9 protein-coding genes and 1 pseudogene are annotated in these 13909 nt (G+C 71.5%); 4 read left to right on the top strand and 6 right to left on the bottom strand.

Going from position 1 to position 13909, the window contains the following annotated elements:
- Positions 1–8: 8 nt before the first annotated feature.
- Positions 9–422 (top strand): annotated as a pseudogene (locus Van01_RS14460) (YqjF family protein); the annotation flags it as partial.
- Between the two features lie 96 nt (positions 423–518).
- On the opposite strand, the gene Van01_RS14455 reads toward Van01_RS14460, so the two are convergent.
- The 4 genes from Van01_RS14455 to Van01_RS14440 all read right to left on the bottom strand — a co-directional run bounded on the left by Van01_RS14455 (position 519) and on the right by Van01_RS14440 (position 4312).
- Positions 519–1946 (bottom strand): permease prefix domain 1-containing protein, encoded by a 1428-nt coding sequence (locus tag Van01_RS14455; RefSeq protein WP_239099077.1) that lies wholly within the window; start codon positions 1944–1946, stop codon positions 519–521.
- Positions 1943–2317 carry a PadR family transcriptional regulator gene (locus Van01_RS14450; protein WP_204007015.1) on the bottom strand — a complete coding sequence of 125 codons (375 nt, stop codon included), beginning with the start codon at positions 2315–2317 and terminating at the stop codon, positions 1943–1945. The genes Van01_RS14455 and Van01_RS14450 overlap by 4 nt, the downstream gene beginning before the upstream one ends.
- 147 nt (positions 2318–2464) lie before the next feature.
- Complete coding sequence (locus Van01_RS14445; protein ID WP_204007013.1) at positions 2465–3925, bottom strand: DEAD/DEAH box helicase; 1461 nt, start codon at positions 3923–3925, stop codon at positions 2465–2467.
- 165 nt (positions 3926–4090) lie between these two features.
- On the bottom strand, positions 4091–4312 hold the full coding sequence (locus Van01_RS14440; protein WP_099851929.1) for a hypothetical protein: 222 nt from the start codon (positions 4310–4312) through the stop codon (positions 4091–4093).
- Between the two features lie 306 nt (positions 4313–4618).
- Between Van01_RS14440 and Van01_RS14435 the strand changes: the two genes are divergently transcribed.
- Together Van01_RS14435 and Van01_RS14430 are read left to right on the top strand one after the other, a co-directional pair.
- Complete coding sequence (locus tag Van01_RS14435; RefSeq protein ID WP_204007011.1) at positions 4619–10132, top strand: ATP-binding protein; 5514 nt, start codon at positions 4619–4621, stop codon at positions 10130–10132.
- Between the two features lie 59 nt (positions 10133–10191).
- Positions 10192–10662 carry an SRPBCC family protein gene (locus Van01_RS14430; RefSeq protein WP_239099076.1) on the top strand — a complete coding sequence of 157 codons (471 nt, stop codon included), beginning with the start codon at positions 10192–10194 and terminating at the stop codon, positions 10660–10662.
- A gap of 55 nt (positions 10663–10717) precedes the next feature.
- On the opposite strand, the gene Van01_RS14425 is transcribed toward Van01_RS14430, so the two are convergent.
- Both Van01_RS14425 and Van01_RS14420 read right to left on the bottom strand, forming a co-directional pair.
- Entirely contained in the window at positions 10718–12079 is a 1362-nt protein-coding gene (locus tag Van01_RS14425; RefSeq protein ID WP_204007009.1) for a hypothetical protein, read from the bottom strand.
- Positions 12069–12665 (bottom strand): SigE family RNA polymerase sigma factor, encoded by a 597-nt coding sequence (locus Van01_RS14420; protein ID WP_239099075.1) that lies wholly within the window; start codon positions 12663–12665, stop codon positions 12069–12071. Before Van01_RS14420 ends, Van01_RS14425 begins: the two co-directional genes overlap by 11 nt.
- 144 nt (positions 12666–12809) lie before the next feature.
- Between Van01_RS14420 and Van01_RS14415 the strand changes: the two genes are divergently transcribed.
- On the top strand, positions 12810–13877 hold the full coding sequence (locus Van01_RS14415; RefSeq protein ID WP_204007005.1) for a DUF2855 family protein: 1068 nt from the start codon (positions 12810–12812) through the stop codon (positions 13875–13877).
- Positions 13878–13909 lie beyond the last annotated feature (32 nt).

Below are 13909 nucleotides of genomic sequence, written 5' to 3'. Positions count from 1 at the left end.
AGCGACACGTGGACATCGAGCCCGTCGACGCCGCGCCGGTCAGGGGATCCAGGCGCGCGATTCTTCGGCAGCGCTGGGAGGATCTGATCTTCCTGCACTGGCCGGTGGAGCCGGAGCGGGTGGCACCGTTGCTGCCCGCCGGCACCCGGGCCGACACACTCGACGGAGTGACCTACGTCGGCCTCATCGGCTTCCGGATGGTCGGGCTGGGGCTGGGATTCGGGCCGGGCGTGCCGTACTTCGGCAGCTTCTGGGAGACAAACGTCCGGTTGTACTCGGTGGACGGCGCCGGCCGGCGGGCTGTGGTCTTCCGTTCACTCGACGCGTCCCGGCTGGTGCCGGTGCTTGTCGCGCGGGCGACCCTGCGGCTGCCGTACCTCTGGTCGGCCATGAAGCTGGAACGTGACGGCGACCGACTCACCTAGCGCTGGGGATGATTGTGTGGGTAGCGTTCCGGCGTGCCTGGCAGTGATGGACCCGAGCGTCGTGGGCAGCCCAGGTCCATCGCTGCGAGACGGTCAGAGGTAGCTGAACAGCGGGGGGAAGAGCAGGACCACGATCCAGGCCCAACCGGCGTACACCGGTAGGTAGCCGGTCTGCCAGCGTTCCAACGCCGCGAACGGGGTGCGTCGGCGGACGAAGCCCAGCATCAGCCACGCCGACCAGGCGAGGTTCGCCAGCAGGATGACGTTCTCGCCGAGCGCCGCGGCCTTGTTCGGCGTGGTGCCGTACTCGGTGATCCGCTCGGTGATCGCCCAGAGCACCAGCACGTCGATGATGAGCGCGCTGACCACGAGGGCGAGCTGCAACCTGTCGAACAGGCCGGGCGGGGCCAGCAGGTCGCGGGCCGAGATCGAGTAGAGCAGCAGCCCCAGCACCACGACCAGCAGCAGGTCGAACAGGATCAGGGCCTCCCGTTCGACGTTGATGCCGGCGGTGGTCCAGACCAGCGCGACCAGGAAGGCCAGCAACGCGGCGGTGAACAGCGGCGTGAACAGTCGGGTGAGTACCGGGGCGATGTTCTCCACGACGCTCTGTTTGGCCTCGACGAGCCAGCCCGCCACGACCACCGCGGCCACCACGCCGCACGGCAGCAACCAGTTGGCGATGAAGCCCTCCGGGTCGATACCGATGGCCTGGAACGTCCCGACCGTGAAGGCGGTCAGCACGCCGCCGCCGAGGGCGATGAGGACGAAGTAGACGAAGCATTCGCCGGTGAATCTGATGAAGTCCATGCGTCGTCGCGACGAGCGCAGGTCGTCGGAGACGTAGGCCAGGCCGACCACGAACCACAGGGCGATGGGCAGGTGGATGGTGGTCAGCACCAGCGACTGGGAGTTCTCCCCGAGGGAGTAGACGTTCGCGGCGACCGCGCCGAGCGCGAACAACGCCACCATCACCCCGATCAGCGCCCTCCCGGTCCGGCGTCGCCAGGCCAGGTAACCGGCCAGCCAGGGCAGTGTGAACAGCGCGAAGTTGGGCGCGTAGGAATCGCCGTCCTGTTGGAAACCCAGGCCGAACAACTCCGGTAGCTTGACCGACACAGCCGCGCCGACCGCGCAGATGATCATCGCGATCAGGTCGCGCCGGGATCGGGTGTCGGTATCCGGATCGTCGGTGCCGCCGGTCAGCACCAGTTGCTTCCACAGCCGCTCCGAGTGTTCCCGGGCGAACTCGCGGGACAACTCGTCCAGGCCGCCGAGCCGTTTGACCGCGACCAGGAACGCCTCGTCGGGGCGCAGGCCGGCGACGACGAGTTCGTCGACCGAGCCGCGCAGGTGGTCCTCCAACTCCTCGGCGTCGGACTGCTGCAACTCCGGGCGGCGTCGGACGTAGTGTCGCCACTGGGCGAACTGGTCCGCCAACCCTTCCTGAGCGGGTGACGCGGTCGCGCCGTCCGGGCCGCCGGTCGCGGTCGTGCCCTCGGGATCGCCGGACGTGGTCATGCCAGACCTCCGAGCGGAGTCGTCGCCGAACGCCGCACGTCGCCGGGATCGACCCAGATCGCCTTGAGGGCGCTCACCACGGTGTCCCACTGACGTCGCTGTTCGGCGAGTTCCGCGAGGCCGCTGTTGGTGATCCGGTAGTACTTGCGTCGCCGCTCTCCGGGGACCGACTGCCAGCTCGACTGCACGTGACCGAGCCGTTCGAGCCGGTGCAGCAGGGGATAGAGCAGCCCCTCGGTCCAGTCCAACTCGCCGTCGGACAGCTCGTTGATCCGTCTGAGGATCGCGTACCCGTAGCTCTCCCCGTCGGCCAGGATGCCCAGCACCATCGGCGTAGCCGAGGCGGCGACGAGATCCTTGGTGACTTTCATGATCCTCCCACCACCAATACCTAGAACTATGAGGCATAGTAGTTCTAGGTATTGGGAGGGCGCAAGGAAATGCCCGCCGGCAATGCCGGCGGGCTCTCCAAAGCGCTGTTCAGGGTGTCGGTGGGGTGTCCCGGGCGGGGTCGCCGCTCAGCGACCGCCGCCACGCCCGCCGGGCCGGGCCCGGGCGGAGAAGGCCGCCGCGCCGGATCGGGCGGTGCCGGAGCGCGCCGAGGTGGCCGGAGCGGACCGCCCTGAACTGGCCGGAGCGGACCGGCCCGAGGCGGCCGGAGCGGACCGGGCGGAGGCGGTCTGAGCGGACTTGCCGCCGCGCCGACCCCGGCCGGTGGGTGCGGGTGACACTTCCCGGCGGGTGGCCGTCGGCCGAGCGGCCGGCGCGACCGCGAGCGTCCGCTCCCCGGGGGCGAGTTCCCGCAACAACGCGTCCCCTGGACGCAGCCGGGTGGTGGTCGCCGCGATGCCTGCCTTGCGGGTCAGCTCCCGCACCTCGGGCGCCTGCGTGTCGGTCATCAGCGTGACGACGGTCCCGGCCGCGCCGGCCCGGGCGGTACGCCCCGAGCGGTGCAGGTACGCCTTGTGCTCCACCGGCGGATCGGCGTGCACGACGAGGGCCACGTCGTCGACGTGGATGCCCCGGGCCGCGATGTCGGTGGCCACGAGCGTCCGCACCGTACCGTCGGAGAACGCCTTGAGGTTCCTGGTGCGCGCGCCCTGGGCCAGGTTGCCGTGCAGCTCCACCGCGGCCACTCCGGCCGCGACCAGCCGGCGGGTCAGGGTCTTGGCACCTCGCTTGGTGCGGGTGAACACCACGGTCCGCCCGGGCGCGGCGGTCAGGTCGACAAGCACCGCGAACCGGTCGTCGGCGTGCACGTGCAGCACATGGTGCGTCATCGCGGCGACCGGCGACTTGGTCGAGTCGACGCTGTGCACCACCGGATCGGTGAGGAACCGCCGGACCAGCACGTCGACGCCGGAATCCAGGGTGGCGGAGAAGAGCAGCCGTTGCCCGCCGCGCGGGGTCAGCTCCAGCAGCCGGCGTACGGTCGGCAGGAACCCGAGGTCGGCCATGTGGTCGGCCTCGTCGAGCACGCTGATCTCGACGGCGTCCAGGTGGGCGTGGCCGGCCTGCACGTGGTCGGCGAGCCGGCCCGGGCAGGCCACCAGGATGTCGACCCCGGCGCGCAGCGCGGTGATCTGCGGCCGGGCGGCGACGCCGCCGAACACCGTCATGGTGCGCAGCGACAGCGCCTGCGCCAGCGGTGCCATCACGCTGTCGATCTGGCTGGCCAGTTCCCGGGTGGGCGCGAGGATGAGCGCCCGCGGGCGTCCGGGCCGGCGCGGCGTGGCGGTGGCGGCCAGCCGGGTGAGCACGGCCAGGACGAAGGCGTATGTCTTGCCCGAACCGGTGCGGCCCCGGCCGAGCACGTCCCGACCGGCAAGCGCGTCGGGCAGTGTGGCGGCCTGGATCGGGAACGGCCGGTCCACCCCGGTCGCGGCCAGTACCCGGGTGAGTGCCTCGGGCACGCCCAGGTCGGCGAAGGTCGGGAGGGCGGGCGGGGTGGTCTGTTGCAGTGGGCGGCGTGCCGCCATGAAGGCTCCGAACGTCGAAGGGGACGTCCCACCCGGCGCTGCGGTGCCGGCCGTGGCCTGGCGCGTCGAAGGCGCGGGGCCCGGGACATCGAATCGGACCCGCGGTCAAGCGGGTCGCGCTGTCAGCCTACCCGACGGGCGGTGAGTAGGTTGCCGTGGCGAGGTTCAGGAGGGTGCCACGACCCGCCAGCGGCTCTGGCCGCCCATCCAGGCGCCGGCCAGGATCTCCGCCGACTTGCGGCCGGGGCATGGGTAGATCTTCGAGCGGCCGGTGCCGCCGCCGGCCCGGGCCTCGACCTCCCACGACTCGCCGTCGGTACGGATGTAGACGTCGCGACGTCCGCGCGGGGTGTGGTCGCCGTTCCACCAGTGACGCTCAACTCTCACCTGCTGACCGTATAGCACCAGGTCCGCGAGGGAAACGTTGATGATCTTGGCAGATGTCACCGACACGCAGGGTGTTTGTCGCCTCGACCGGGCGTGGCGGTTTTCGGCCCTCCCGGGGTGACCCGAGCCACCCGGAGCCGGTGCCGGAGGGTGGAGTTGGTGGGTCCCGACAAAATCCGTTGTCCGGAGGTGGCAGTTCCCACGTCTTCCTTACCCGCCGGTAGCCACGAAGGTTGGTGGAACGGGACCCCCTGTCCGAGGGAGAGTCCCCTTCTGCCACAGACGAATCTTCCGGAGGCCTGCTCGGTGTTCAGCCGCATCGCCATCGTCAACCGGGGAGAAGCCGCCATGCGGCTGATCCACGCTGTTCGCGAGCTCAACGCCGAGACCGACGCTCCACCGATCGAGACGGTCGCGCTCTACACCGAGGCGGAGCGCTCGGCCACCTTCGTGCGAGAGGCCGACCACAGCTACTGCCTGGGGCCCGCGTCGGCGCGGCCGTACCTGGATCACCGGGTGCTCGAACGGGCACTGCACGAGACCGGTGCCGACGCCGCCTGGGTGGGCTGGGGCTTCGTGGCCGAGGATCCGGCCTTCGCGGAGCTGTGCGAGAAGAACGGCGTCACCTTCATCGGCCCCAGCCCGGAGGCGATGCGCAAGCTCGGCGACAAGATCGGCGCGAAGCTGATCGCCGAGGAGGTGGGCGTCCCGGTGGCGCCGTGGAGTCGGGGCGCGGTGGAGAGCCTCGACGCGGCCAAGCGTGCCGCGGCCGAGATCGGCTACCCGCTGATGCTCAAGGCGACAGCGGGCGGGGGTGGCCGGGGTATCCGGGTGGTGCGCAGCGACACCGAGCTCGCTGAGGCGTACGAGCGCACGAGCCTGGAGGCCCAACGCGCCTTCGGCAGCGGGGTGGTCTTCCTGGAACGGTTGGTCACCGGTGCCCGGCACGTCGAGGTGCAGGTGATCGCCGACGGCCAGGGCACCGCCTGGGCGCTTGGCGTACGGGACTGCTCGGTGCAGCGGCGCAACCAGAAGGTGATCGAGGAGTCCGCCTCACCGGTGCTCTCCGCCGAGCAGACTCGCGAGCTGAAGGAGTCGGCCGAGCGGCTCGCGCTGGCCGTGGACTACCGCGGCGCGGGCACCGTCGAGTTCCTCTACCACCCCGGTGACCGGATGTTCGCCTTCCTGGAGGTCAACACCCGGTTGCAGGTGGAGCACCCGATCACCGAGGCCACCACCGACTTCGACCTGGTCAAGGCCCAGATCCAGGTGGCCGCCGGTGGCCGGCTCGGCGACCGGATCCCGGGGGAGGCGGGGCACGCCGTCGAAGCCCGGCTCAACGCCGAGGACCCTGACCGGGACTTCGCCCCGTCGCCGGGCCGGATCGTGCGGCTGGTGCTGCCCAGCGGCCCGGGCGTGCGGGTGGACACCGGGGTCAGCGAGGGCGACGTGATCCCCGCCGACTTCGACTCGATGATCGCTAAGATCATCGCGTACGGCCGCAACCGCGACGAGGCGCTGAGCCGACTGCGTCGCGCGGTCACCGAGACCACGGTGATCATCGAGGGCGGTGCGAGCAACAAGAGCTTCCTGCTCGACCTGCTGGACCAGCCCGAGGTGATCGACGGCAGCGCCGACACGGGCTGGATCGACCGGGTTCGCGCCCAGGGCCGGCTGGTCTCCACCCGGCACTCCGGCGTCGCGCTGGCCGCCGCCGCCATCGAGGCGTACGAGGACGAGGCGCACGTCGAGCGGCAGCGACTGCTCTCCACCGCGCACGGTGGCCGCCCCCAGGTCCAGCACTCCAGCGGCCGGCCGATCGACCTGAAGCTGCGCGGCGCGACCTACCGGGTCTCCGTCGCGCAGACCGGCCGGCACCGGTTCCGGGTCAGCGTCGGTGACACCGCCACCGTCGACGTCGAGCTGGAGCGCTTCGACGAGCACAGCGGACGGATCCTGGTCAACGGCCGGCGGTTCCGGCTGGTCACCGACACCCACGGTCCCATCCACCTGGTCGAGGTGGACGGCGTCACGCACCGGGTCAGCCGGGACGAGGGCGGGGTGTTGCGCTCCCTGTCACCCGCGTTGGTCGTCGCGACCCCGCTCGCGGTGGGCGACGAGGTCGAGGCCGGCGCGCCGGTGCTCGTCCTGGAGAGCATGAAGATGGAGACGGTGCTGCGCGCCCCGTTCGCGGCGAAGGTGCGCGAGTGCCTGGTCTCCGTCGGCAGCCAGGTGGAGACCGGCGCGCCGCTGCTGCGCCTGGAGCCGCTCGGTGACGGCGCGGCGAGTGAGCCCGCCGAGTCCGCGGCCGTGGACCTGGAGCTGCCGCCCGAGCCGACCCACAGGTCCGCCGGAGACCGGGTGGCCCGGGGCATCGCCGAACTGCGCAGCCTGTTGCTCGGCTACGACCTGGATCCGCGCGACGAACGCCGAGCCCTCGCCGCCTACCTGGCCGCCCGGGCCGAGCTGCCACACCGGCCGCTGGAGGAGGAGGTCGAGCTGCTCCAGGTCTTCGCCGACCTGTCCGAGCTCAGCCGCAACCGTCCGGCCGGTGAGGAGACCAGGGCCGACACCCGGGTGCACAGCCCACGCGAGTACTTCCACACCTACCTCCAGTGCCTGGACGTCGAGCGGGCCGCGCTGCCGGAGACGTTCCGCCAGCGCCTCGCCCGGGTGCTCGCCCACTACGGCGTCGACGACTTCGAACGCACGCCGGAGCTGGAGGAGGCGGTCTTCCGGATCTTCCTCGCGCAACAGCGGGCGGCGGCCGACGTCAAGGTGGTCGTCACCTTCCTGCAACGGTGGTTGACCGAGCCGCCGCCGGCCGAGGGCCTGCGTGAGCTGGTCGGCCAGGCGTTGGAACACCTGATCTTCGCCACCCAGCGCCGCTTCCCGGTGGTCGGCGACCTCGCCCGCAGCGTGGTGTTCCGCTGGGCGGCGCAGCCGATGCTGCGACGCAAGCGGGCCGAGGTGTATGCCGATGTCCGCAGCAACCTGCGGTACCTCGACCGCAACCCCGACGCGGTCGACCGCGCCGAGCGGATCGCGACGATGGTCGCCTCACCCGAGCCGTTGGTGCGGCTGCTCGCCCAGCGCATCGGCCGGCCGGGCGCCGACCACGGCCCGATGCTCGAGGTGCTCAGCCGCCGCTACTACGGCAACCGGGGCGCGAGCGACGCCCGAGCCGTCGAGGTGGCCGGGCAGTCGTTCTTCACAGCCGGGTACGACCGCGACGGCGAACGCTTCCGCCTGGTCGCCGTGGCCACCGACTTCGACGGACTGCCGGAAACCCTGACGACTGTCGCCGCGCTTGTCGCCGCCGGGGGCGACGGCACTGGTCCGGCATCGCCGACGCCGGGCCACGATCCCGCGCCGACAGTCGCCGACGTGTACCTGACCTGGGCCGAGCAGCCCGACGTGGAGGCGATGGCCACCACCCTGCGGGAGGTGCTCGACCAGGCCGGCCTGCTGGACGTGCTGCAACGGGCGACGATCTCGGTGGCCGGCCGCACCGGCGCCGAGATGCACCACCACTTCACCTTCCGGGCCGGCCTCGGTGAGGACCGGGTGATCCGGGGCCTGCACCCGCTCATCGCCCAGCGTCTGCAACTGCCCCGGCTGCGCAACTTCGACCTGACCCGGCTGCCCTCGGCCGACGAGGAGGTCTACCTGTTCCACTGTGTCGCGCCGGACAATCCGGCCGACGAGCGCCTGGCCGCGATGGCCCAGGTACGCGACCTCACCCCGCTGCGCGACACCGACGGACGGATCCTGGCGCTGCCGGCGGTCGAGGGCGCGCTCGACGCCTGCCTCGACGCGATCCGCAAGGTGCAGGCGCAGCGCCCGGCGAAGAAGCGGTTCGACACCAACCGGATCACCCTCTTCGTCTGGCCGCCGAACGACCTCAGCATCGAGGAGCTGAACACCGTCGCCCAGCGGGTGCTGCCGATCACGGCGGACGCCGGGCTGGAGGAGGTGCTCTTCCTCGGCCGCCAGCGCGACGAGGACACCGGCGAACTGATCGACATCGCGGTGCAGATCTCCTACGACGAGGGCATGCGGATCTCGGTCACCGAGCCGACGGCGGAGCTGATCCAACCGCTCGACGACTACCGGCAGAAGGTGCTGTCGGCCCGGCGGCGCGGCACCACCTACCCGTACGAGCTGACCGAGATGCTGGCCGGCCGCAACGGCAGCTTCGTCGAGTACGACCTGGCCGACTCCGGCGAACTGGTTCCGGTGCAGCGGCCGAGGGGGCAGAACCGGGCGGGCATCGTCGTCGGCCTGGCGAGCACGCCCACCGAGCGCTACCCGGAGGGTGTCACCCGGGTGGTGCTGCTCGGCGATCCGACCAAAGCGCTGGGCGCGCTGGCCGAGCCGGAGTGCGCCCGGGTGATCGCCGCGCTCGACCTGGCCGAGCGGATGCGCCTCCCGGTCGACTGGTTCGCGCTGTCGGCCGGCGCGCGGATCTCGATGAGTTCGGGCACCGAGAACATGGACTGGGTGGCCGCCGCGCTCAAGCGGATCGTGGAGTTCACCCAGGCCGGCGGTGAGATCAACATTGTCGTCGCGGGGATCACAGTGGGTGCCCAGCCGTACTGGAACGCCGAGGCCACGATGCTCATGCACACCAGGGGCATCCTGGTGATGACGCCGGATTCGGCGATGGTGCTGACCGGCAAGCAGTCGCTGGACTTCTCCGGCGGGGTGTCCGCCGAGGACAACTTCGGCATCGGCGGCTACGACCGGGTGATGGGCCCGAACGGCCAGGCCCAGTACTGGGCGCCGGACCTGCGCGGTGCCCACCAGGTCCTGATGGCGTACCACGACCACGCCTACGTGGCGCCTGGCGAGACCCGGCCGCGCCGTGCGGTCACCACCGACCCGGCCGACCGCGACATCTCCGACTACCCGCACGCGGTACCGGACAGCGACTTCACCACCGTCGGCGAGATCTTCTCCCGGGAGCGCAACCCGGATCGCAAGAAGGCGTTCGACATCCGTACGCTGATGCGGGCCCTGGCCGACCAGGACCACGCGGTCCTGGAACGCTGGGCGGGCATGGCCGACGCCGAGACGGCTGTGGTGCAGGACGTGCACCTCGGCGGCATCCCGGTGTGCCTGCTCGGCATCGAGTCCCGTTCGGTGCCCCGTCGCGGCTTCCCGCCCACCGACGGACCGGACACCTACACCGCCGGCACGCTCTTCCCGCGCTCGTCCAAGAAGGCGGCCCGCGCGATAAACGCGGCAAGTGGGAACCGTCCGCTCGTGGTGCTGGCCAACCTCTCCGGCTTCGACGGCTCGCCCGAGTCGATGCGACAGTTGCAGCTGGAGTACGGCGCGGAGATCGGCCGGGCGATCGTCAACTTCGACGGACCTATCGTCTTCTGCGTGATCTCCCGGTACCACGGTGGCGCGTTCGTGGTCTTCTCCAAGGCGCTCAATCCGAACATGACGGTCCTCGCGGTGGAGGGTTCGTTCGCCTCCGTCATCGGCGGCGCACCGGCCGCGGCCGTGGTGTTCGCCGGTGACGTCAACGCCCGTACGGCGAAGGATCCCCGGGTGGCCGACCTGGAGGCGCGCGTCGCGGCGGCGACCGGCGGACAGCGGGCCGCGTTGGTGACGCAGCTGATGGACGTGCGCGCGTCGGTGCGGGCGGAGAAGCTGGCGGAGGTGGCCGCCGAGTTCGACGGCGTGCACAGCATCCAGCGCGCTGTCGAGGTCGGCTCGGTGGACGCCATCGTCCGGCCCGAGGAGCTGCGCCCGCAGCTCATCGCGGCCGTCGAACGCGGGCTGGAGAAGGCGGCCCGGCCGTCCTGACCGGTCGTGGCACGCTGACGGCGGGACGCCGTCCCGTCGTCGGCGTGCCACGATGGGGCGTGCCCGAGGACCGGAAGCCGCCAATCGCGTTCGAGACCACCTGCACCGTCGCGGCCCCGCCCGACGTGGTGTACGCGCACCTGGCCGATCCGCGCAGCTACATCGGACTGTCACCGCTGATCGTGGCGGTCGACGACGTGCGGCACGGTCACGACGCCGAGGGTCGCCCGGTCGCCGACTACGTCGCCGTCGAGCGGTTCCGGCTGGTCGGTCCGTTGCGGTGGGACAACCGCATCCGGGTACGCATGGTGTCGACGCCACCGCACGGCCCACTGGTCAGCGAGGTGCGCAGCCCGGGCTGGGTGTCCCTGCGCGCGGTGGTCGAGCTGAGTCCGGTACCGGAGGGCACCCGGGTCGACGAACGGGTCACCGCCCACGCACCGGCACCGCTGCGGCGCTTCGTGGCCGGCCAGGCCCGTCAGGTAGCGGCCTACCGGGCGGCCGAGCTGACCCGCCGCATGGCGGCGTAGCCGCACCAGGCTCACTGCCGGCGCCCCCGAACCCGATGGGTTCGGGGGTGGCTCCTCACCAGGCCCAGACCGTCGGTTCGGCGAACTCGTATCTGTCGGTGGCGAGGTGCGGGGTGGCGGCGGTGAGCAACGGCTGGTCCGCACTGTCGAGGATCCTCACCTTGGCGACCTTGCGATGATCGATCTCGAAAATCCCGATCCCGTTGGTGAGCGTCCCGTCCGTCAGCGTTGATCCCCGTGCGTCGACAAGTTCGGCGCGGGCCGCCGACGTCGGCCCGGCCACCAGCACACCTGTGGTTCCGGCCGGCAGCGGCACGGCGACCAGGTCGGAGCTGCCGATACCGGTGCGGTCAAAGGTCAGAACCGCTGATTCCGGTCCGGCGAGCACGCGGGCGTCGGCCTTGAGCAGTGCGGCGCAGCCATCGTCGGTCGAGCAGGACCTCACCAGGACGGCCGCCGGCGGGTCGGGCAGCTTGGTGGGCAACCGACCGGTCCAGAGCACCTGGGGCGTCGAGCTGGTGAGTCCGCCGCCGTCGAGCATGTCGCGCAGGTCGCGGACGGCGGCGGCGCTGAGGTCGGGCCGCAGAGCCGGGGAGAGCGGCACGTTCGTCCGCACGCCGATCTGGGCCCCCGGTCCGGCGTAGCGCACGATGCCGTCGCAGGTGAACTGCCACCGCCCGGCCGGCTCACCCGTCGCCCGCACCATGTAACCGTCGGTGCCCACCGGTTGCCAGGACCTGATGACGGATCCGTCCGGCTGGAGCCGACCGTCGTGGGAGGTCTCCACCTGGCAACCGGCCGGTGCCAGGCCGACCGCGAGATCGGCCGAATGGTCACCGTCGACAGGGGAGTGCCGACCGAAGATGAGGTACGGGGTCAACTCCTGGGGCTCGTCCGGCGTCCCGGTCTTGTCGAGCAGCTCCGGCACGGAGGCACCTTCCGGGCCGGAGCCATGGCGAATCAGTGCGTGCGAGTCGTCCAGGTAGGCCACCATCACCACGCGGGCACCCGGCGCGTCGTGGGCGAACAGCACCCGCACCTCGTCCAACGACGGGTCGACAAGGAGTTCGGCGCGGGCGGCCCGGTACTCCCGTTCGATGGTGGCGACAAGCGCCGTGTCGCCGGCCAGGTTGCCCCGGGTGGGCGAGTCGAGCAGCCGCCGCACCATCGGATCGTCGATCGGACTCGCCGGCTGGTACGCCGCCGTGGCCAGCGTGGGCTCGTCGCTCCGCAGCAGGCCCACCAGACCCACAGGCGGTATGGTCACCGCGGCCAGCACCAGGGCGGCCACACCCGTCACCGCCGTCTGTCGCCGCCGGCGTCGCCGCACGCGACGAAGCAACCGCTGGTACGGGTCGGGTTGTGGCACCACCGGTTCGGCGAGCCGGGCCAGTGCCTGCCTGATCTCATCGGCCATCGCTCGGGCCTCTCCTTCTCGACGCGTCCGGCACCGCGGCCAGCGAACCCTTGTCAACGTCGTGTCGCGGTGCCTGTCGGGCCGGCGTCACCGGCCGGCCCGGCGATGCCGGCAGCACCGTCCGTAGTCGGGCGAGCGCCCGCGAGGACTGACTCTTCACCGTGCCGACCGAGCATCCGAGCGCGTCGGCGATCTGGGCCTCGGAGAGGTCCTCCCAGTAGCGCAGCACCAGCACCGCGCGCATCCGGGGCGGCAGGTGGTGCAGGGCGGCGAGCATCTCGTCACGGACCACGACATCCTGGGCCAGGTCCCGGCCCGGCTCGGTCGGGGACCGCCAGGAGCCTGTGACACCGGCGAGCAGCTCCCGGGAACCGAAGCGCCGCCAGAGCCGGGTCCGCTCGTTCACCATGATCCGGCGCACGTACGCCATCGGTTCGTCCACCTGCCGCCACCGGCGCATCGCCCGCATCAGCGCGATCTGCACCAGGTCCTCGGCCGCGTGTCGGGAGCCGGTGAGCAGGTACGCCGTCCGGATCAGGTCCGTGTACCGGACCTCGACGAACTCGCGGAAGCCGTCATCGGTCACCTGCGCCCTCCAGCCCCGTCTGGGCATCGTTCATGACAGGAAGACCCCGGATCACCAGGAATGGTTGTGCGTGCCGACGAGGAGTGGGATTTTGCACTACCAGTGCATCTTGTCTCCGGGGCTCCGGCTGCTTAGCGTCTCAGCATGGCTGCCTCCTGGACGTTCGCCGTGGCCCGTGCCGAGCTGAGTCGCACCACCCTGGTGGAGAGTGCCGTGCCGGAGGTGTCCGGCGGCGAGGCGCTGTTGCGGGTGGACCGGGTCGGACTGACCGCCAACAACGTCACCTACGCGGTGCTCGGCGAGGCGATGCGGTACTGGGAGTTCTTCCCGCCCGACCGGCACGGGCTGGGCGGGCGGTGGGGGCTGCCGCCGTTGTGGGGCTTCGCCGAGGTGGTCGCCTCGACGGTCGCCGGGGTCGAGGCGGGGCAGCGGGTGTACGGCTATCTTCCGCCGGCCGGGCATCTGGTGGTGCGGCCGTCGAGGGTGGACGCCTCCGGGTTCCGGGACGGAAGCGCGCACCGGGCCGAGCTGCCCTCGCCGTACAACGGGTACCGCTCGACGGTGGGTGATCCGGCGTACCGGGCCGACCAGGAGGACCTGCTGGTCCTGTTCCGGCCGCTCTTCTTCACCTCATTCATGTTGGCCGACCAGATCGTCGACAACGACTGCTACGGCGCGACGTCGCTGGTGTTCTCGTCGGCGTCCAGCAAGACCGCGTACGCCGCCGCCGTCGAGCTGCGGGGGCGCGGCCCGCGCCTGGTGGGGCTCACCTCGCCCGGCAACCTCGAGTTCACCCGGTCGCTCGGCTGCTACGACGAGGTGCTGCCGTACGACGGGATCGCCGCCCTCGACCCGGCGCCGACCGCGTACCTCGACCTGTCCGGTGCGCCCGCGACCCGGACCGCCCTGCGGCGGCACCTCGGCGACCGGCTGGTCCGCGACATCGCTGTCGGCCTGACCAACCAGATCCCGAACGCCGACGCCGCGGGGGAGGTCTTCTTCGCCCCGGTGCAGATGCGCAAACGCCGCCTCGACTGGGGCCGCGACGGGCTCGACCGCCGCTTCGCCGACGCCTGGCGGCGCTTCGCGGAGGTGGCCGGCGGATGGCTCGACGTCCAGCTCGGCACCGGGCCGGGTGCGCTGGAGCACGCCTGGCTCGACGTCCTCGCGGGCCGTACGCCACCCCGGCTGGGGCGGGTCGTCCAGTTCTGAGCGCGGGGAGCGGGCACCCCGACCGCATGGAG

The organism is Micromonospora andamanensis, from assembly GCF_016863495.1.
GTDB classification, from domain to species: Bacteria; Actinomycetota; Actinomycetes; order Mycobacteriales; family Micromonosporaceae; genus Micromonospora; species Micromonospora andamanensis.
Note: the sequence above shows the minus strand (reverse complement) of the source record. Positions and strands in the feature narration are given on the sequence as shown.

Excerpts from the sequence above, each read along its gene's own strand:
- Van01_RS14445 (WP_204007013.1), bottom strand. The coding sequence starts at position 3,925 with ATGGCGGCACGCCGCCCACTGCAACAGACCACCCCGCCCGCCCTCCCG.
- Van01_RS14415 (WP_204007005.1), top strand. The coding sequence starts at position 12,810 with ATGGCTGCCTCCTGGACGTTCGCCGTGGCCCGTGCCGAGCTGAGTCGC.
- Van01_RS14425 (WP_204007009.1), bottom strand. The coding sequence starts at position 12,079 with ATGGCCGATGAGATCAGGCAGGCACTGGCCCGGCTCGCCGAACCGGTG.
- Van01_RS14450 (WP_204007015.1), bottom strand. The coding sequence starts at position 2,317 with ATGAAAGTCACCAAGGATCTCGTCGCCGCCTCGGCTACGCCGATGGTG.
- Van01_RS14455 (WP_239099077.1), bottom strand. The coding sequence starts at position 1,946 with ATGACCACGTCCGGCGATCCCGAGGGCACGACCGCGACCGGCGGCCCG.